The sequence below is a fragment of the Roseburia amylophila genome, assembly GCF_025567465.1.
GTDB lineage: Bacteria > Bacillota > Clostridia > Lachnospirales > Lachnospiraceae > Roseburia_C > Roseburia_C amylophila.
This window is the reverse complement of sequence record NZ_JAOQKI010000005.1, coordinates 130,499-151,279: the sequence shown is the minus strand read 5'-3', so window position 1 is coordinate 151,279 and position 20,781 is coordinate 130,499. Positions and strand designations below refer to the sequence as shown.

Annotated in this window: 17 protein-coding genes and 1 riboswitch; of the genes, 2 read left to right on the top strand and 15 right to left on the bottom strand. The window is 41.3% G+C overall.

What is annotated here, in order from left to right; translation table 11 throughout:
- The 3 genes from OCV43_RS04725 to pheA are packed head-to-tail and all read right to left on the bottom strand — an operon-like array spanning position 1 to position 4,008.
- Positions 1 to 1,530 carry a Ppx/GppA phosphatase family protein gene (locus OCV43_RS04725; protein WP_022244096.1) on the bottom strand — a complete coding sequence of 510 codons (1,530 nt, stop codon included), beginning with the start codon at positions 1,528 to 1,530 and terminating at the stop codon, positions 1 to 3.
- 30 nt (positions 1,531 to 1,560) lie between these two features.
- The gene (locus OCV43_RS04720; protein WP_117698734.1) at positions 1,561 to 2,856 is read right to left on the bottom strand and encodes an ATP-binding protein; all 1,296 of its coding nucleotides are present in this window, start codon (positions 2,854 to 2,856) and stop codon (positions 1,561 to 1,563) included.
- Positions 2,857 to 2,877: 21 nt separating this feature from the next.
- Positions 2,878 to 4,008, bottom strand: coding sequence for a prephenate dehydratase (gene pheA, locus OCV43_RS04715; protein WP_022244094.1), 1,131 nt, complete (start codon positions 4,006 to 4,008; stop codon positions 2,878 to 2,880).
- Positions 4,009 to 4,644: 636 nt separating this feature from the next.
- On the opposite strand from pheA, the gene OCV43_RS04710 reads away from it, so the two are divergent.
- Positions 4,645 to 5,664 carry a DUF5050 domain-containing protein gene (locus OCV43_RS04710; protein ID WP_262623534.1) on the top strand — a complete coding sequence of 340 codons (1,020 nt, stop codon included), beginning with the start codon at positions 4,645 to 4,647 and terminating at the stop codon, positions 5,662 to 5,664.
- Positions 5,665 to 5,801: 137 nt separating this feature from the next.
- Here OCV43_RS04710 and ilvA read toward each other — a convergent pair whose 3' ends face one another.
- The 10 genes from ilvA to OCV43_RS04660 form a co-directional block, all read right to left on the bottom strand.
- Positions 5,802 to 7,013, bottom strand: coding sequence for a threonine ammonia-lyase (ilvA, locus tag OCV43_RS04705; RefSeq protein WP_117947014.1), 1,212 nt, complete (start codon positions 7,011 to 7,013; stop codon positions 5,802 to 5,804).
- Entirely contained in the window at positions 7,007 to 7,978 is a 972-nt protein-coding gene (gene ftsY / locus OCV43_RS04700) for a signal recognition particle-docking protein FtsY (RefSeq protein WP_262623533.1), read from the bottom strand. The genes ilvA and ftsY overlap by 7 nt, the downstream gene beginning before the upstream one ends.
- A gap of 29 nt (positions 7,979 to 8,007) precedes the next feature.
- Complete coding sequence (smc, locus tag OCV43_RS04695) at positions 8,008 to 11,568, bottom strand: chromosome segregation protein SMC (protein WP_227709825.1); 3,561 nt, start codon at positions 11,566 to 11,568, stop codon at positions 8,008 to 8,010.
- 12 nt (positions 11,569 to 11,580) lie between these two features.
- A complete protein-coding gene (rnc, locus tag OCV43_RS04690) occupies positions 11,581 to 12,282 on the bottom strand; it encodes a ribonuclease III (protein WP_334307685.1) in 702 nt (233 codons plus the stop codon).
- Between the two features lie 226 nt (positions 12,283 to 12,508).
- Positions 12,509 to 12,739 carry an acyl carrier protein gene (gene acpP, locus OCV43_RS04685; protein ID WP_022244086.1) on the bottom strand — a complete coding sequence of 77 codons (231 nt, stop codon included), beginning with the start codon at positions 12,737 to 12,739 and terminating at the stop codon, positions 12,509 to 12,511.
- Between the two features lie 13 nt (positions 12,740 to 12,752).
- Positions 12,753 to 13,772 carry a phosphate acyltransferase PlsX gene (plsX, locus tag OCV43_RS04680; protein WP_022244085.1) on the bottom strand — a complete coding sequence of 340 codons (1,020 nt, stop codon included), beginning with the start codon at positions 13,770 to 13,772 and terminating at the stop codon, positions 12,753 to 12,755.
- A gap of 81 nt (positions 13,773 to 13,853) precedes the next feature.
- Positions 13,854 to 14,507, bottom strand: a complete 654-nt coding sequence (locus tag OCV43_RS04675) for a YesL family protein (RefSeq protein WP_227701119.1) — start codon at positions 14,505 to 14,507, stop codon at positions 13,854 to 13,856.
- 116 nt (positions 14,508 to 14,623) lie between these two features.
- Positions 14,624 to 14,803: a 50S ribosomal protein L32 gene (gene rpmF / locus OCV43_RS04670; RefSeq protein ID WP_022244083.1), complete on the bottom strand. Its 180-nt coding sequence runs from the start codon at positions 14,801 to 14,803 to the stop codon at positions 14,624 to 14,626.
- Positions 14,804 to 14,807: 4 nt separating this feature from the next.
- Positions 14,808 to 15,332, bottom strand: coding sequence for a YceD family protein (locus OCV43_RS04665; protein ID WP_227701120.1), 525 nt, complete (start codon positions 15,330 to 15,332; stop codon positions 14,808 to 14,810).
- A gap of 70 nt (positions 15,333 to 15,402) precedes the next feature.
- On the bottom strand, positions 15,403 to 16,593 hold the full coding sequence (locus OCV43_RS04660) for an acetate kinase (RefSeq protein ID WP_022244081.1): 1,191 nt from the start codon (positions 16,591 to 16,593) through the stop codon (positions 15,403 to 15,405).
- Positions 16,594 to 16,819: 226 nt separating this feature from the next.
- Here OCV43_RS04660 and OCV43_RS04655 point away from each other — a divergent pair, with 226 nt between their 5' ends.
- Positions 16,820 to 18,079 carry a nucleotidyltransferase gene (locus tag OCV43_RS04655; protein WP_262623532.1) on the top strand — a complete coding sequence of 420 codons (1,260 nt, stop codon included), beginning with the start codon at positions 16,820 to 16,822 and terminating at the stop codon, positions 18,077 to 18,079.
- A gap of 541 nt (positions 18,080 to 18,620) precedes the next feature.
- On the opposite strand, the gene OCV43_RS04650 is transcribed toward OCV43_RS04655, so the two are convergent.
- Together OCV43_RS04650 and OCV43_RS04645 are read right to left on the bottom strand one after the other, a co-directional pair.
- The gene (locus OCV43_RS04650) at positions 18,621 to 19,799 is read right to left on the bottom strand and encodes a phosphoribosylaminoimidazolecarboxamide formyltransferase (RefSeq protein ID WP_022244079.1); all 1,179 of its coding nucleotides are present in this window, start codon (positions 19,797 to 19,799) and stop codon (positions 18,621 to 18,623) included.
- 39 nt (positions 19,800 to 19,838) lie between these two features.
- Complete coding sequence (locus OCV43_RS04645) at positions 19,839 to 20,552, bottom strand: IMP cyclohydrolase (RefSeq protein WP_117947008.1); 714 nt, start codon at positions 20,550 to 20,552, stop codon at positions 19,839 to 19,841.
- A gap of 134 nt (positions 20,553 to 20,686) precedes the next feature.
- Positions 20,687 to 20,767, bottom strand: a riboswitch (ZMP/ZTP riboswitch).
- Positions 20,768 to 20,781: the final 14 nt, after the last annotated feature.

The window sequence follows — 20,781 nt, the reverse complement described above, 5'->3', positions numbered from 1 at the left end:
CTAACTATAGACCTTTTTCACTTTAATCACCGGTTTCATACTGAATACTTCTTCAAAGAAGGACGCCTTGGACTCAAACAGTCCCTTTTCCAAGGTCACATCATCTTCCGTCTCTATGGTAATAATCAGATTTCTTCCGGAAACAGATGTCTTTACATTCTTAAATTTCTGCTTGTGGCTTCTATCCATGGCATTTGCCACCTTAAGGATAGCTGCAAGCTTGGCTACGGTAAGATAACTGTCATGATCCATCTTATCTGCCAGTCTGTCATAGCTGTCTATCGGTAATGTATTATAAAGTACCGTAGACGCCACAATTTCACGCTCCAGATGAGTCAATCCAATAATTTCCGAAGAAATAATAATGTCATAGGAGCACTGCGGTCCATTAACCAGACTGACAAATTTACCACAGTCATGGAGAATGGCTGCTGTCCTTAGCATCAGCCGCTCTCTGTTTCCCAATCCATGAATCTTCTTCATGGCATCAAATATCTGGACTGCCATCTGCTCTAATGCTTCAAGATGTGGCTGATAGCCGAAATATCTTTTGGACATACATTCCGCCGCAGATATTACATCTTCTTCAAAATCATGTGTTGCTTTCACCATATTATGCCGCTGCGCATAATCATATGCTATACCATCATTTACATTCACACCCGGAACTACTACATTCTGGGCATTTAATGTGGCAACTAACTGACGATAGATAACCAGTGCCGGAATCAGCAATGTATCACTCTCGTTGGTGATTCCTAATTCTCTTGCAATCTGTCCTGTATTCTTTGCTCTCAGCTTCTCCGTATAACGATAGAACTTGTCCGCATCTACCATACATTTGCCATTTTCTTTACTGATTTTCGGCATAAATGCAGAGATATAATCTCCCATAAAAATGACATAACGGATGCCATCCTTTGGCAGATAAAGAGCTTTAAAGACCTCTAACTCCTTATCTACAACTTCCTGAATCTGCTGCTCATAATTACCGCTTTGCATGCCAAGGTCAAAGAGTTTCTCCTGCACACGCATAATTCCAATCAGAAGATGCTGTGTGGTAACTACCTTTCCTTTTACAAAAAGTGTTATCTGCATACTGCCACCACCTACATCAACTACTGCTGCATTCTGACTGGTCATATCTTCAAAATTCTTCTGGGATGCCACCGTCTTATAACTGATAAAACGATGTTCCGAATTGCTCAGCACTTTCACATTAAGTCCGGTCCGAATCCGTATCTGGTCTAAAATAAATGCTTCGTTCTGTGCATCCCGGATGACAAGACCTGAATATGCTTCATACTCATCCGTCCGGTACATCTCCATAATCCCCACGAATTCTTTCAGCACCTGACACAATTCATCCGCTGTTTCATATCCGACATATCCCTGGGAATAAACATCCCTTCCCAATTCTATTCTATGGCGGACATGGTCAATTTCCCGGATTCCTCTCTTAATGGAAAGCTCAAACACTTTCATGCTGATTTCATAAGACCCGATATAAATTGCTGCAAAAGTCTTCATCCGTGCTCCTCCTCCTGTGTAAATCTTCTGTTACACTTCCTGTCCTAACATATAATTGATAAACTGCTGTGCGGTTCTTCCGGAAAGTCCACCATGACTTAACTCCCATTTGTTGGCTTCTGCTAAAAGCTCTTCTGCCGGAAGATGTACTCCCTGCTTTTCTGCCAGTTCTACTACAATCTGCTGGAATTCTTTCTTGGTCGGTGCTCCAAAGTAAATAGATACACCAAAACGATATACCAGTGAAAGTTTTTCCTGTACGGTATCAGAAGTATGCATATCCTCACGCACTTCCTCTTTATCTGAAAAGTTCTCACGAATCAGATGTCTACGGTTTGAGGTTGCATAAATCAGCACATTGTCCGGTTTCTTCTCCAGCCCACCTTCAATTACAGCTTTCAAATATTTGTATTCAATTTCAAATTCCTCAAAAGATAAATCATCCATATATATAATAAATTTATAATTACGGTTCTTTATCATGGAAATAACCGTGTTCAAATCTTTAAACTGATGCTTATAAACTTCAATCAGGCGAAGTCCCTGCTCATAATACTGATTGGCAATTGCCTTTATGCTGGTTGATTTACCGGTACCTGCATCACCAAACAACAGACAGTTATTGGCACTCTTTCCCTTTACAAAAGCTTCTGTATTATCCACCAGCTTCTTCTTGGCAATTTCATAGCCTACCAGGTCATCGAGTTTCACATGAGCGATTCTGGTAATCGGTGCCAGTTCTACAACACCGTTGGTATTCTGGATACGGAATGCCTTATGTAAGCCTAGATTTCCTACACCAAATCTTGCATAGAATCCGGTTACGCTGTCCTGAAATGCATTGGTATCCTTTGCTCCTGCCAGTTCTACAGCCAGTTCACAGATGCAGTCACGGATACGTTTGTTAAATACGCTTCCATTATCATCCGGTCCCTTGAAATTCTGAAGCACATCCATATCATCAATTTCCAGAGTCTTTGCCACTTCATTTAAGTTATAATCAAACATTTCTTTTAAAATAGCAAAATCATGGGCTGCAATCGCATTGATACTTCCGTTTACTGCTCCTTTCATTTCGCAGGCGGTACTGTAGGCATTTTCATTATTTACCATAATAAACGCAAGAAAACAGTGCCACAGATTTCCTTCAAAACCGTGGCTCACTGCCAGTTCAATCAGTTGGTTCAAACATCTATAATACAATTCTACTATATCAGACCGATTGTAAAATTCACTATCATAGTTTTCCAAAATCCATGTAAAATTATAAAATAATTCTCCATTTTCAAAGTTCTTATATAAAATTAATTCTCCTGAATGTTTCATCTTAATGTCTTACCTGTCTTTCTAATAATTTCCAAGAATTTTAAAGTTTTCAGCTTCTTCTTTGATTCCATGCAATGCATTCTTTACTGCACTCTCATTTAAATTTCCTTCAAAGTCAATAAAGAAACGATATTCCCAGTTCCGCTCTCCTAATGGTCTTGATTCTATCTTATTCATGTTCAAATCATTAAAGATAAAATGGGATAACATATGATAAAGAGATCCACTTTCATGCGGAATTTCAAAGCAGATACTGATTTTTCCGGCATTCTTTAAGAATATCTTACGGCCGGTTACAATGACAAACTTTGTACAGTTATTGCTGTTATCCTGGATATGCTCGTCCAATATATCAAGCCTGTAAATATCGGCAGTAAGACGGCTGGCAATGGCTGCCTGTCTTAGGAGACCATCTTCTTTTACTTTTTTTGCTGCCATGGCAGTATTCTTAAAGCTGTGTTTTTCCCAGTTCCGATGCTCGTCCAAATATCTGCCACACTGCATCAGTGCCTGCGGATGGGAATATACCTGTTCAATATCAGATAGCTTTGAGCCTTTCGTTCCGAGCAGGCAGTGGTCTATTGGAATAATCTGTTCTCCCACGATACAATTATCATATTCTACCAGCAAATCATAATTTTCTGACACAATTCCGGCAGAAGAATTCTCAATCGGAAGCACTGCATAATCTGCTTCTCCTTTTGCGATTGCTTCCATGGCATCCCGCCAGGTCTGCACATGATAACTGTTTGTGGTATCATGGAAAAACTGCTGCATTGCCATCTGGCTGTATGCGCCCTCTTCTCCCTGATATACGATTCTTATATTTTTATCCGGAAGTGCCGCTACCTCTTCAAATGGTATCGGCTCCATAATGCCTTTTTCTGCCAGTTTCTGATACTGCCTTTTTCTGCTCATGCTCATCAGATGTTCAAAAAGCTCTCTTGTTCCACGCTTTAAAAACGGGTCATCTACCATGGAAGTTACCTTTTCTAACTTCTCTTCTTCCCTTGCCTTATCAAAGACTTTTTTCCCGGTAGAAAGCTTATAATCTGCCACCTGTTCAGTCAGTGCCATACGTTTTTCATACAGTGACACCAGCTCTTTGTCCACGCTGTCAATTTCTGCTCTTATCTCTTTTAAATCTTTCATTGTTATCTTTCACCTTATTATTTTTTTCTATCATATACCATTCCTATTTCGGTTGCAAGTTTCCCGAAAGAAAGTTATAATTTTATCGTAAGAATTGTGGAATTTGGAAATGTTATAGAAAAGTTCTATGTGTTCTTTAGAGGAGCTGCAACCTTAACTGCAGAATGCGGTGCTTCTCCCGGCATGTGTCTCTCTTTGTATAAAAGTATGTCTTTCCAATGTTTGACAGAATGGCAACTTCGTTCGGCTGATTGCGGATACAATTTCCGTAGTCTGTTAGGGGCACTTGGAATTCCATCAACAACCGGCAACGCTGGCACAGGACGTGCCAGCGAGGCGCAAGTTGAACATGGATGTGAATTTGCGCCGATTGCCACAACGATGCGATATAATAATGAAATTCTCAGTGCCCCTTGCAGACGAAAGGATGTATCCGCTACAGCCGGACAAAATTGCCATCCAGTCAAAGCAACGGAACGACACACTAACATCAGAGAGACTCACACCGGGGAACCACATGCTTTCTGCAGTAGACAAGGTCTCAAACTCCGCCACAGAACACATCAAAACATCCTCCTGTCGTATTTCCAAATTTCACAATCGTCTGATTACATATAACATCAAAGGAGGATTCTTATGAAAAACAAACGAAAAAAACAGCTCTTTATCACGATTGCAATTATTCTTATTCTGATTGCAGTTTTTTGTCTGATTCATTTTCTCAACCGCACAAAAATGAATTCCGGTTACGTCAATGGAAATTCTGCCGGTAATCTTTATAATGGCGGACTTTTCTGTGAAAGCAACGGCACTGTTTTCTTCAGTAATCCTTCCGACAACCACCGACTCTATTCCATGAATCCTGATGGTTCTGATATGAAGAAGCTTTCCGATGATACCGTCTCTTATATCAATGCAGATGATCACTATGTTTACTATGTCCGAAACAACAAGAGTGAGGATACTAATTTCTCTTTTCTGAATTTTGGAACTAACAGCTTATGCCGTATCAACCGTAATGGAGGCAGGGTTACCATTTTAGATGACGACCCAAGTCTTTATGCCGGACTGTACGGAAATTATATTTACTACATCCACTATGACAAAGAAACGGCTTCTACCCTGTATCGGATAAAAATCGACGGCACAAAAAAAGAACAGGTTTCTAAGTTTCCTTATAAGACCTGCTCCTCTAATGGACAGTATATGTACTTTAATGGCGAAAACGATTCCCACTCTCTCCTGCAGCTTGATACTGCCGACAACTCTGTTGCTACACTCTATAGCTGCACCTGTTATGAACCGACTGTAATCAATGACACGGCTTATTATATGGATGGTGACAACGATTATGGACTAAGCACTTATTCCTTAAGCAGCGGTGCTGCCAACCTTATCATCCCATCCAGAATTGACTGCTACAACGTCACCGGGGATTATATCTATTATCAAAAAAATGGAGAGGGTGCCGGTATCTACCGCTGTCTCACCAACGGAAGCAATGAGGAATTACTGATATCCGGTAATTATACCGCATTACATACCACCTCACAGTGCCTTTACTTCTATGAATACGGCAATGACTCTGCCTGTTATCAGATGCCACTTAGTGGAACCGGAAATGATATCGGTGTATTTACGCCGGAGAAATTATAATCTACCATTCCAAAAGCCGCATCAGAGCTGAAGTTTTTCTTCCTCTCCAATGCGGCTTTTTCTATTTTATTACAAACTATACTTTTTTCTTCTGTCTGCAAAGAAATTGAAAAATATCCTTTTCCAATAAACGTCCCTTACAGGCTGGTACGAACCTGTTTTGGTTTATAGCCTTCTTTTTCCAAAGCATTGATAATCTGCTGTTTATGCTCCGGTCCAAAGCACTCTAATGTAATGCGAAGTTCAACTGCCGCGGTACGGTTGGTTGTTACAAACTGGTTATGCTCCAGCTTGATAACATTTCCCTGCTCTCTTGCGATGATTCCGGACACTTTACAAAGCTCACCCGGCTTATCCGGAAGCAGTACAGATACAGTAAAGATTCTGTCACGGAAAATAAGTCCCTGCTGAACAACGGAAGACATGGTAATGACATCCATGTTTCCACCGCTCAAGATAGATACGACCCGTTTGTCTTTCACATTCAGATGCTTTAATGCGGCAACGGTAAGTAAACCGGAGTTCTCTACCACCATCTTATGGTTTTCTACCATATCAAGGAAGGATACGACCAGCTCATCATCACTTACGGTGATGATATCGTCTAAGTTCTTCTGAATATATGGGAAGATTTTTTCTCCCGGAGTCTTTACTGCGGTACCATCTGCAATGGTATTTACTGCCGGAAGTGTTGTAACCTTACCCGCCTTAAAGGAAGCCTGCATACAATTTGCTCCAGCCGGTTCTACACCAATCACTTTAATCTTTGGATTCAGTAATTTGGCAAGAGTGGAAACACCGGTTGCCAGTCCGCCTCCTCCGATTGGAACTAAAATATACTCAACCAGCGGAAGTTCTTTAAAGATTTCCATGGCAATGGTTCCCTGACCGGTTGCAACCGTCAAATCATCAAAAGGATGGATAAAGGTATATCCATGCTTCTCAGCCAGTTCATAAGCATGTGCACATGCTTCATCATAAACATCTCCATAAAGTACTACATCAGCACCATAGCTCTTGGTACGGTTTACTTTAATCAGTGGTGTTGTGGTTGGCATAACGATGGTTGCTTTACAACCATAGCATTTTGCTGCATAGGCAACACCCTGGGCATGGTTTCCTGCGGAAGCGGTAATCAGTCCCCTCTCTCTTTCTTCTTCGGATAAAGTGCTGATTTTATAGTAGGCTCCACGTACCTTATATGCTCCGGTAAACTGCATATTTTCTGGTTTCAGATATACTTTGTTACCGGTCTGCTCACTCAAATAATTGCTGTAAATTAATTTGGTCTCCAAAGTTACTTCTTTTACTTTTTCACTTGCTTCTTCAAATTTATCTAATGTTAACATTCTGTCTCTCCTTCTTCTCCCGAATCTTCCTTTACATCAAACAATGCATTTACAAACTGCCCGGAATCAAATTTCTGTAAATCATCTATGCTTTCACCGACACCGATATATTTTACAGGGATGCCAAGCTCTGACTGAATGGCAACTGCAATACCACCTTTTGCGGTTCCGTCCATTTTCGTTAAAATAATTCCGGTAATGTCTGCCACCTCTGCAAACTGTCTTGCCTGTGCCAGTGCATTCTGTCCGGTTGTAGCATCCAATACTACCAAGGTCTCGCGGTATGCATCGGAATATTCTTTTTCCAGAATACGGTTGATTTTGCGAAGCTCTTCCATCAGGTTTTTCTTGTTATGAAGCCGTCCGGCAGTATCGCACAAAAGGACATCTGCCTTTCTTGCTTTCGCAGCTGCTACTGCATCGTATACCACAGAGCCCGGGTCAGCACCCTCCTGACCGCCAATCATGTCTACTCCGGCACGGTTCGCCCATTCCTTTAACTGGTCTCCTGCCGCTGCACGGAAGGTATCTGCCGCTGCTAAAACCACGCGTTTACCCTGACTCTTTAATTTACCTGCCAGCTTGCCAACAGAGGTTGTCTTTCCGACTCCGTTTACACCAATGACTAAAACGACAGATTTTTCTTCCTCGAAGCGGTATGCAGTCTCACCTACATCCATCTGCTCTTTGATACTCTGAATCAGAAGCTCTTTACAGTCTGCCGGCTCTTTGATTTTTTCTTCTTTGACACGTTCCTTTAACTTGTCCAAAATTGCCTCTGTGGTATGTACACCAAGGTCTCCCATAATCAGAATCTCTTCGATTTCTTCATAGAAATCATCATCAATATGTGAAAATCCATGAAATACAGAATCAATACCGGATACAATGTTATCTCTTGTCTTGGTTAATCCTGATACAAGGCGGGCAAAAAAGCCTTTTTTCTCTTTCTTTTCTTCTTCCATCTTGTCACTTCTTTCTCTGTTCATTTCTCTTATTTATCTAAATCTTCTTCAATCAGATTTACACTTACCAGTGTGGATACACCCTTCTCCTGCATGGTAATTCCGTACAGGCGGTCGGCTGCTGCCATGGTTCCTCTTCGGTGCGTAATGATAATAAACTGCGTATTCTTCGTTAATTTATGCAGATATTTTGCAAAACGTCCTACGTTAGAATCATCTAACGCTGCCTCAATCTCGTCTAAAAGACAGAATGGGGATGGCTTTAAGTTCTGAATTGCAAATAACAGTGCAATGGCTGTCAACGATTTCTCTCCACCGGACAACTGCATCATGTTCTGCAGCTTCTTTCCAGGTGGCTGCGCAATAATACGGATGCCACACTCTAAGATGTCCTCATCCTCGACTAACTCTAAGGTTCCTTTACCACCACCAAAGAGATCCTTAAATGCCTTGTCAAATTCATGCTGGATTTCCGCAAACTTCTCGGTAAACTGCTTGCGCATTCCGGTATCCAGATCTTCAATGATACCCACCAGCGTCTGCTCTGCTTCTACTAAATCATCATGCTGCGTCTTTAAAAACGTATAACGTTCACTGATTTCTTTATATTCTTCAATGGCATTGACATTGACATCACCCAATTTTCGGATATCATCCTTGATACCGTAAATCTGTTTCTTAAGTTCCGGCAAATCCTGATATTCTTCATTGCGAAGCAGCAATGCGTTATGCGGAGTCAGCTCATATTCCTCCCACATATAATTGGTCTGGTATTCACCTGCCTCTTCTAACTTCTCTCTCTGGCTGTTCAGTCGGAAAATCTCTTTGTCAAGATTTGCAATCCGCTTGGAAATCTCTTCTCTTCGTTCAAAGAATCCCTTATACTCCGCTGACATCTGTTCTTTTGCAGCAATGCTCTCAGAAAGCTTCTGATTCAATGCCGCATAATTCTCATCGGATGCAAGAATGGTCTTTCGGATGGCTTCTATGTCTGCCTCATGACGTTTTGCATCTTCTTTGGATTCTGCTGACTGATTCTTCAAAGACTCCTGATTCTTGTATACACGCTCTAATTCTTCTTCCACACGTTCTAAGTTTTCCTGTATGAATTCCTGTTTCTGTGTGAATCCGGCTTCCTCTAACTGCACCTTGGAAACAGCTTCAGTTGCAGCCTCTTCCAGTTTCATCTGTTCTTCTAAAATTACCTGGAACTGCTCAGCCTGGGCTTTGATTTCTTCTTCCCGTACTTCTGCTTCTTTGATTTCCTCTTCCGTACGTTCCTTGCCCTTCTTAATATCCGTCAACTGTTCTTCAATATCCTGGCTCTCATTCTTTAAGCCTTCAAATACGCTCTCGCTTTCATTCTTCTGCTGCAAGGTACGGTCTACATTCATCCTGGCTGTATTCTGCTGTAAATACTGTTCCTGTAAATCAGTCCGTACCTTTTCCATATCCTGCATGGCAAGTTCCTGTGCAGTGCGGATTTCTTCGCTCCGCTCCTTGCAGGATGCAATAGTTTTCTTCAGTTCTTCCAGTCTCTTCGTCAAATCGTCAATTTCGCGTTTTCTTCCCAGAAGATTACCGGTATTCTTAAAGGCACCACCGGCAATGGAACCACCCGGGCTTAAATACTCACCCTCCAAGGTTACCATATGTAAAGAATAATGGCTCTTCTTCGCCAGTGCCAACGCATGGTCAATGGAGTCCATAACAAAGACTCTTCCAAGAAGATAGGACATTACACCGTCAAATTTTGCATCATGTTTTACCAGCGTATCTGCCTTTCCGATTACGCCTTCTTCTTTTAAGAATACATCCTGCTTGCTGTTATCCTTACCGGTAACACTGGTCAGCGGCAGGAATGTGGCACGTCCCAGACGATTCTGTTTCAGATAAGCAATCATTTTCTTTGCTGTCTGCTCGTCTTTCGTAACAATGTTCTGGATGTTTCCACTGAGTGCAACTTCAATGGCTGTCTCATACTTCTTGTCCACCTGAATGAGGTCTGCCACAACGCCGAGGATTCCGCCTTCCTTATCCTTCTGCTCCATTACCTTACGAATACTGTTTCCATAGCCTTCATAACGCTCTGCAATATTTTTTAAGGTCTCAAGACGGGATTCTCCCTTATTATAATCAATAGTTGCTTTTTCTAAGGCACTCCGGTTCTCTGCTGTTTTCTTACGCCAGCTTTGAATTAAGTCTGCGGTCTCTTTTTCTTTTGCCTTTAATGCTTCAATCTCACGACTTACTCCTGCTAATTTGTCCTGATATTCTGACAATACACTCTGCAAATCTGCTTCTTCGCTTTTACGCTTTAAGAGACGCTGATTCAACTGGGCTTTGCGGATATTTACCTGCTCTGCCATGGTATCGAATTTCTGTAATTTTGCTTTTGTGGAAGCTTTATTATTCAGAATCTCAATAATCTCATTCTTGCCTTCTTCGATGCCCTGTGTACAGCGGGCAATTTCCTTCTGAATCTTTTCTAACTCATCAGAAGCTGCCTGCTTGCGTGCTTCAATCTCTGCTACCTGGCTGTCAATTTCCTGCTTCTGTGCAAGATAATGCTCCTGCTGTTCTTTTCTTTCTTTCCGGTCACTTTCTAACTGCTCCAAACGTGCTTTTAAGCTGTCATCTGTCATCTGTGCAGCCTTAATCTGCTCATTTAATACATTAATCTGACCTTCCAGTTTTCCCTTCATGACATTGGTATTGCTGAGTTCTTCGCGGATTTCTGTGATTTTCGCATCCATTTCTTCCATGTCCTGCTCTTTTTTCTCATACTCCGCTTTGATATTCTCGTATGCCTCGTTGTCTTCTTTTAACTGGGTATCTGCAATTTTAAACTTTTCTTCTACTTCTTTGGTCTGGGTCTCAATCCGCTCCATCTCTAAAAGGAACATGTTAACATCCAAGGTCTTTAACTCTTCCTTTTTCTTAAGATAGATTCTTGCGGTCTCTGACTGTTTCTCCAACGGTCCTACCTGACGCTCCAACTCTGTCAAAATGTCATTGACACGTACCAGGTTCTCCCGCTCACTTTCTAATTTCTTCTGGGCGGTTACTTTTCTTCTCTTATATTTTACAATTCCTGCCGCTTCATCGAAAAGTTCTCTTCTTTCCTCCGGCTTACCGCTTAAGATTCGCTCAATCTGACCCTGTCCGATAATAGAATAACCTTCTTTACCGATACCGGTATCATAAAAAAGCTCGCTTACATCCTTCAGACGGCATGGATTGCCATTGATAAGATATTCACTTTCTCCGGAACGGTATACTCTTCGGGCTACCGTTACTTCTGAATAATCTACCGCAAGCTGATGGTCTGCATTGTCTAATGTAATCGCAACATATGCATAACTTAATGGCTTACGATTCTCTGTTCCCGCAAAAATAACATCCTGCATGCTTGCGCCACGTAGCTGCTTGGCACTCTGTTCTCCCAATACCCAGCGCACTGCGTCCGCAACATTACTTTTTCCACTACCGTTTGGCCCCACAATGCCTGTGATTCCGTTGTGAAAATCAAATACAATTTTATTTGCAAATGATTTAAAACCGTGAATTTCAATACTTTTGAGATACATAACTTCCTCCGTTTAAGAGCGCTTATTCTCCTGCTGTTTCAGCTTAAGCAGCGCCTGATATGCAGCTTCCTGTTCTGCTGCTTTCTTTGTATGTCCCATTCCCTCTCCAATGGACTTTACTCCGATTCTGGCTTCTACCACAAACCGCTTATCATGATCCGGTCCTTCTTCCCGGATCAACTGATAATTCAGTTCTTCATTATATCCTGCCTGTACTATCTCCTGCAGGATAGTCTTGCTATCATAAAAGAGCTGTTTGTGCTCAATGTCTGTCAGAATGTATTTTAACACAAACTCTTTTGCATTAGCAAAACCACCATCCAGAAAAATTGCTCCTATTACTGCTTCCAATGCATCCGAAAGAATGGATTTCCGATTCCTTCCTCCTGTTAAATCCTCTCCTTTTCCCAGATACAGATATTTTCCCAAATCAATTGCTCTGGTACAAAATGCCAGTGTCGGCTCACACACAAGGCTTGCCCGGAGCTTGGTCAGTTCACCTTCCGAATAATCCGGATACTTCTGGTATAAGAATTCACTGGATGTAACCTCAAGCACTGCATCGCCTAAGAATTCCAGCCGCTCATTATCTGAGTGCTTCTTCATATGTCTTTCATTGGCATAGGAACTATGGGTTAATGCCTGTCTTAATAATCCCTGATTGTTGAAATGATATCCTATCACTTCTTCAAATTCATGTAATCTGCTCACTATTTTCTCCTTCTAACTGTCGATGCTGCCCGCAAACTACGGGAAACACGCTTTGCAAGCCGCCTGCGGCGGTCGCTTGCGACATCTACCTTATACGCCGCAGTGTGCATCCTCGCGGAGCGTTTTTTACTTTACAGGAAAGAAATTTCCTGTAAAGCAAAAAAGAATCCGGCATGCCGGACTCTTTCGCACAATATGCTTCCTTTGAAGAATACTGTCTATTCTGCTTTTAGTTCAGCGCACTCTTTATCTGCTCTACCGCATCGCCTACAGTAACAATTTTCTCTGCTTCTTCATTTGGAATCTCAATATCAAATTCTTCCTCCAGACCCATGATAATCTGGAAAACATCCAATGAATCTGCGCCAAGGTCATCTACAAAAGTAGTTTCCATACTAATCTCTTCTTCGTCCACATTCAGGACTTCTGCAATAATTTTTTTCAGTTTTTCAAATTCCATAATCTTTTCCTTTCTATTCTTCTGTTTCAGAAATTACTATATTTTTTTTGATTTTATTATTGATATCCTGTTCTTTAAATGTAACACACTGAATGATGGAATTCTTTACTTCCTTCGCCTTGGAGCTTCCATGTGTTTTAACCACCAGTCCATTCAGTCCAAGCAATGGTGCCCCGCCATACTGGGATGCATCGAAAGATTTTAATGTCTTCTTCAGTGCCGGCAATGCCAATGCTGCACCAATCTTACTCTTCAGGCTGCTGAGCATTCCCTGCTTTACTACACCAATCAGCGTACTGGAAAGTCCTTCATAAAGTTTAAGGATTACATTTCCTACAAACGCTTCACAGACAATGACATCTGCTCCGCCATGTGGTATCTCTCTTGCTTCAATACTTCCCACAAAATTGATATCCTTGCATTCTTTTAATAAAGGATATGTTTCCTTTACCAGTGCATTTCCTTTTTCTTCTTCTGCTCCGATATTTACGATTGCAACTCTCGGATTCTTGATTCCCACAACATTTTCCATATAAATGGAACCCATCCTGGCAAACTGTACCAGATGTGAAGAACGGGCATCTACATTTGCTCCACAATCAATGAGCAGGGATACTCCTGTCTCGGTCGGAATCAGCGGTGCCAAAGGCGGACGCTCGATACCACGGATTCTTCCAACAATCACCTGTCCACCAACTAATACGGCTCCGGAACTTCCTGCCGATACAAATGCATCTGCTTCCTTCTGTTTTACCATATTCATTCCCACAACAATTGATGAATCCTTTTTCTTACGAATTGCATTTACCGGATGTTCCGCAGTCTCAATTACTTCTGTTGCATTCTTAATTTCAATCTGGTCTTTCTCATAGGTATACTTTTTCAATTCTTCAGCAATAACCTCCTGCTGTCCAACCAGTACAACCTGTATATCTCTGCGTGTATTTACTGCCTCGATGGCACCTTTTACAATTTCGCCCGGCGCGTTGTCGCCTCCCATTGCATCAACTGCCACTCTAATGACTTCCTGCATATACATTCCTCCTGTAAATCTGCCATCACATTAAGCCTATATTGAAATATACTATAACTTTCCATAGAAATCAACAGAAAACTAATTGAAATATTCCCGGTTCCGTTCCTCTTCTTTGGCAATGTCCTCCTCTGACATATAACGCAGGAAAATCTTCTCTATAATTCCATTCTGAATTGCAATAAATGCCGCCGGTGCAAAAATTAATAAAAATGGAATCAGATATACTAAAAATGCAATTATCAGCAAAATCACCAGCATAAGAATGGTCTTTGGCAGATGTGCAAATGACATCAGTGCCGCATTCTTTACAATTGCTTTATTGGTATTTTCAAAACGGGCAATGTTCGGATATACATATAACCAGATTGCAATCTCAAATACCAGCATAACAACAAAAATCACAAAAGCCTTGCCCCACGCTGCTCCGGCTTTCATAAACTGGAACATGATAAACCAGTCTGCTCCCATAACAAGACCAATCAGTAAGAAAATCAGCCAGATTACGGTTGCCTGTTTGAAATTAGAACGGAAGGATGACCAGAACTCTTTCCAGATATATCCTCTGCCATGGCGGATTACTTTATTCACTGCATAATAAAGTGCAGTACAGGATGCTCCAATGGTAAAAACCGGAATACATGCCATGAACCAGATTAAACTCAGGCAGAATATGTTAATCACTTTATCAAATGCACTAAAGAGCTTATTATTATAATTAAAAATATTGCTCATACCTTCTCCTTTTCTATGAATAGGCATTCGCAAAACCTGAATTGTTCTGCAAATGCCTATCTTTTTCATAAAGTAAAAAGGGAGTGTTTTTGCAAACACTCCCGGTCACTTCTTAATTAGTCCTGAGGAATAATTTCTTTCTTGTTGTATGAACCGCAGTTCTTACATACTCTGTGAGGCATCATCAAAGCGCCGCACTTACTGCATTTTACTAAACTTGGAGCAGTCATTTTCCAGTTTGCTCTTCTTTTATCTCTTCTTCCTTTGGAAGATTTGTTCTTTGGACAAATTGACATCTGGTTACACCTCCTTAAATTTATTGAAAATATCTTGAATTGCTGCCATTCTCGGGTCCAGCTCAGATTTCTCGCAGTCACAAGTCTTGACATTCAGATTCGTACCGCATTTCTTACAAATCCCCTTGCAATCCTCTCTGCACAGAACCTTCATTGGCCAGTTCACCAAGATTTCATCATAGACCATTTTATCAATATCAAGCTGAAATCCTTTCATGTAGTCTGCCTCATCCATCTCTTCTTCCGAAGCATCCGCATCTTCCAATGGGAACTTCTTATTGAATACAAGGTGGAAATCTGTTGGAACTTCTTCCAAGCAGCGGTCACATGGTATTGCTATCCTTACGTCCGTTTCTCCGTGAATCAGTAAATCCTTATTCTCTTCATTAACGATACGCAGCTCGAATGGCTTTTTCTCTATGAACGGAAACACACCTAACTTTGAATCAAAGGATGTCAATTCAATTACAGCCTCTTTCGTAAGCTCTTTATTTTCACATGAACATACATCGGTTAAATCTAATATCACGTTTGTCTCCTTTTCACACCTAAACAATTATACATAGCACTATAGCTTTTGTCAACAATATTTTTCCTTTTTAGCCTACCAAAGCTACGGTTTCTCTTGCAATTGCAAGTTCCTCGTTGGTCGGGATAATGCATACGGTTACTTTGGAATCCGGAGTAGAAATAATCTTATCCTCTCCACGAACCATATTTGCTTCCTTATCCATGGTAATTCCAAGATATCCGAAGTATGCAAGAATCTTCTCTCGGATGAAGGATGTATTCTCACCAATTCCTGCAGTAAAAGCAATGGCATCTACTCCGTTCATTGCAGCCACATAAGCACCGATATATTTTGCTACACGGTAAGCAAATACTTCACATGCTGCAATTGCTCTTGGATTTCCTTCATGATAAGCAGCCTCGAGGTCACGGAAATCACTGGATACACCGGAAAGTCCCTCTACACCGGATTTTTTATTTAATACATCCATAATTCCGTCGATGTCAAGGTTTTCTTTCTTTGCAATGAATTCCATGATTGCCGGGTCAATGTCACCGGAACGTGTTCCCATTACAAGTCCCTCTAATGGAGTAAGTCCCATAGAGGTATCTACACATTTACCATCTAATACAGCACTGATGGATGCTCCGTTTCCAAGGTGGGCAACAATCAGTCTGGAATTGTTATAATCAAGATTTAAGAACTCAGCCAGACGTTTGGATACGAAGCTGTGGCTTGTTCCGTGGAAACCGTAACGTCTTACCTTGTATTTCTCATAATATTCATATGGCAGACCATAAAGATAAGCCTTCTGCGGCATGGTCTGATGGAAAGCGGTATCAAACACACCTACCATTGGTACACCAGGCATAAGTTCCTGACATACACGAATACCAATTAAGTTTGCAGGGTTATGAAGTGGTGCAAGCTCATTACACTCTTCCACTTTTGCTAATACTTCTTCATTTAATACAACAGACTGGGCAAATTTCTCACCACCATGTACGACACGATGTCCTACTGCATCAATTTCAGAAAGACTCTTTACCGCACCTGTCTTTGGGTTTACCAGTGCATCCAGTACCATCTGGATACCTTCTTTATGGGTCGGCATTGGTGCTTCTGTTATCTCTTTATCATGGCCAGCAAGCTGGTATACTAATCTTCCATCAATTCCGATTCTTTCACAAAGTCCTTTAGCCAGTACAGCTTCTGTATCTGAATTAATAAGCTGATACTTCAAAGAAGAACTTCCACAGTTAATAACTAATACGTTCATCTGTTTTCTCCTCACTGCTATTTTTTTACGGTTCATTGTTACAAATCCGCATATGTATGTTTAGTATACGCCTATTTTAAATGGTGTTCAAGTACAGTGTCTGAAAAAATGCAAAGAAAAATATTTTTTCGAAATTCTTCTTATGAATACTTTCCATAAGTAATTTGCCAAAAATATGGGAATAATGCTATGATAGAACTATATTATTTGTAACTTTGGAGGACTTATGCGCATCATAGGAATCATTGCAGAATACAATCCGTTTCATAACGGTCATGCTTACCAGATAGAAAAAATCCGTTCCCTGACCCAGGCTGACTTCGTTATCGCAGCCATGAGTGGAAATTTCGTCCAGCGGGGAGAACCGGCTCTTATTGACAAATATGCACGAACAGAAATGGCTTTAAGCTGCGGTGCTGACCTGGTAATTGAGCTGCCAGCCCTCTGGGCAACTGCTTCTGCCGAACTTTTTGCTTCTGCAGGTGTTGCACTCATGCGTAAATGTGGCTGCGTAGACACCCTCTGCTTTGGTGCAGAAACAGACAATCTTTCTTTATTAAAAGAAGTTGCTTCCCTGCTCGTATCCGAACCAGAGGACTACAAAGAAGTTCTCTCTTCCTGTCTCAAAAAAGGAATGTCCTATCCTGCCGCAAGAAGTCAGGCGGTATGCAGCTATTTAAAAGAAGCCAACCAGCAAATCCCGGCCGATGAACTTGCCTGCCTTTTAAATGAGCCAAATAATATTCTTGCTATTGAATATTTAAAAGCGATTCAGGCTCAGAATGCCGCCATCACCCCTTATCTGATTCAGCGGACCGGAGACGGCTATCACGAAGCGGCACTTAACAGCAGTCTTTCCTCTGCCACTGCCATAAGAAAAGAACTTCTTTCAAACGGCTGGAATGACATCACTACATTAAATCCATATCTGCCGGAAGCTGCTTATTCTATTTTAAAAGAATATCTTAATCTTTATCCGCCGCTTTCTGCTAATGATTTTTCTGCTCCGCTCTCTTACCTTCTGTTACAGCAGAGTGAAGCACAACTGGCTTTCTGTGGTGATTCCAATGAAGCAATTGCCCACCGGATAAAAAATTTGCAAAAACAGTTTCATTCCTTTGAGCAGTTCTGCCAGTTACTGAAAACAAAGGATATGACTTATACCAGAATCAGCCGGATTTTCACTCACCTTCTGCTTCAGATTACAGCTGAAGATTATCGTTTGGGAAAATCCTTAGATTACATTCCTTATCTTCGTATCTTAGGATTCCGCAAGGACGCCTCCCGGCTCCTCACGATTTTAAGCAATTATGCGGATGTTCCAATGATTTCTAAGAGTGCCAACGCAGCCTCTATGCTATCTTCTGATGCTGCACGCCTTTTTGATCTGGATGTCTTTGCCGGAGAATTATATGAAAACATCCTGTCCGGAAAAACCGGGCAGGATGCCAGAAGCGAGTTTGTACGCAATATTGTAAGGGTGTGAATTTGCCGTGCCGTCTGATTTCACCATTTGGTTGGTGGAAAAATCAAAAGAGCGTTTGATAAAAAGATTTTGCCATCAAAAAGAGGTGTCTGGTTCCTGACACAAAATTCCGCAGTTACTAAGCAGTTTTTTTCTTTTTGAGATTAAAACAGTCTTTCCAATGTTTGACAAGATGTCTGTACGGTTCGCCGAAGTACGGATGCATAATAAAGGCTGTTAGGGGCACTTGGAATTTCGTCTGGCAACAGGCAACGCTGGCACAGGGATGTGCCAGCAAGGCGCATTTGAACATGGATGTGAATTTGCGCCGGTTGCCAGACAAACCAAAATTTTAAATTGAAATTCCTAGTGCCCCTTGCAGGCTTTATAGAGCATCCGTACCCGACGGACAGTGCAGACATCCAGTCAAAGCAACGGAAAGACTGCTTACATTCAAGAAAAACAAACTGCTAAGAACTGCTGAAATTTTATATCAAAGGAATCCAGCACCTCTTTTGACAGCAAAATCTTATCTTTCAAATCCTATCTGATTTTCCAGCTCTTAGTGGTGGAACAGACGGATTCCGGTAAAGCTCATCACCATACCATATTTGTTACAGGTTTCGATTACATGGTCATCACGGATAGATCCGCCCGGCTGTGCTACATACTGCACGCCACTTCTGTGGGCGCGCTCGATGTTATCTCCAAATGGGAAGAACGCATCAGAGCCAAGAGATACTCCGGTATTCTTATCTAACCATGCACGTTTTTCTTCTGCCGTAAATACAGCAGGTCTGGTCTTAAATATCTTCTCCCATTCGCCATCTGCAAGTACGTCCATATAATCCTCGCCAATGTAAAGGTCGATTGCATTATCACGGTCAGCTCTGCGGATTTTATCTAAAAATGGCAGATTCAGTACCTGTGGAGACTGGCGCAACCACCAGTTATCTGCTTTGGAGCCTGCTAATCTGGTACAGTGGATACGGGACTGCTGTCCGGCACCGATACCGATTGCCTGTCCGTCTTTTACATAACATACGGAGTTAGACTGTGTATATTTTAAAGTAATCATGGAAATTGCCAGATCTCTCTTTGCTGATTCCGGCAGCTCTTTGTTTTCTGTTACAATATTGTCAAAGAAATGCTCGTCAATATTTAACTCATTTCTTCCCTGCTCAAAGGTAACGCCAAATACCTGTTTCCGCTCGATTGGGTCTGGAATATAGTCAGGATCAATTTCAATGACATTGTAATTGCCATTTTTCTTTGCTTTTAAAATTTCTAATGCGTCATCATCATAGCCCGGTGCAATAACTCCATCAGATACTTCTCTTTTAATTAAAAGTGCGGTTGCTTTATCACAGACATCAGAAAGAGAAATGAAATCTCCGAAAGAGGACATACGGTCAGCGCCTCTTGCTCTTGCATATGCATTGGCAATCGGTGTAAATTCTACATCCATGTCATCTACCCAGTAAATCTTACGCTCTACGTCAGAAAGCGGAAGTCCCACTGCTGCACCTGCTGGAGAAACATGTTTAAAAGAAGTGGCTGCCGGAAGCCCGGTTGCTTTCTTTAATTCTTTTACTAACTGCCAGCCATTGAATGCGTCTAAGAAGTTAATATAACCTGGTTTACCATTTAATACTTTGATTGGCAATTCGCCATTTTCCATGTAAATTCTGGATGGTTTCTGATTTGGGTTACAACCATATTTTAATTCTAATTCTTTCATTTTATTTTCCTCTCTCGCACGAATCTTATTCACAAAATCTTATTTGTTCTTGTTTACAATGCGGCTTTCATATTTTCCGGTTTCAATATCAATATATCTTACAAATAAAGATACCTTATTGTCTGCATTCAGTTTATTCCATACCAGTTCGGTAAATGCATCAATGTCATCTCCGATATCAACCAGTACCGGCTCGCCCTCAAAGCTTGGTAATGGATTGCCATCATTCATATAAGTATGAATGAAATGTCCTTCCCCAGCTACCGGATTCTCATAAGCAAATGTATAACGGTTGCAGGCATCCGGATTACCATTGTTGCTCTTTAAAATAGACATTGCATAATTGTATTTTCCATCTTCCACATGCATGATTCCGGAAATACGCGGTGTATAGTTAGGTGCGTCCGGCTCAAATTCTCTGGTTCTTAATGCCTGTTCGAAGGTCTGCTGTTTATCCATCAGTTCATAAATGGTATCTGTCTGGTCTCCATTGGTTACAATGGTCTTATTGCCCAGTACACGAACCGGTGCATAAATAATAAGACTTGGGTCACTTAATTTTGCAGGGTCAAATGCCTGGGTACGGATTCCTTCTCCATCCTCAACAAATACACGGTTACGGCTGTTCTCGCTTCTTCCCATGATAAAATAAGCAGTTACCGCATACTTTCCATTCTTCGACTTTCCAATTACAATTCCTCTTCCCGGATAAGTAGTGCTTCCAAGTTCTTCTGCTAATGAAGTCATCTTCATTTTTGTTCCTCCTTCTTACGCTCCATGTAATTTTTAAAGTTGCTGCAGCTTTCGTCAAAGTCTCTTTCTCTTTCGAATTTTTCCTGTGACTTTTCCTGTTTGCATGCATAAAAAATACCGACACGTATCCCGAGCTTAACTGCCCAGACGGTCGGCTTTCTCAGGTCATACTTCATGTGGTTATTCCCACGGTTCCGTCAGTCATATGACCTGAATTTAGTAAAACATA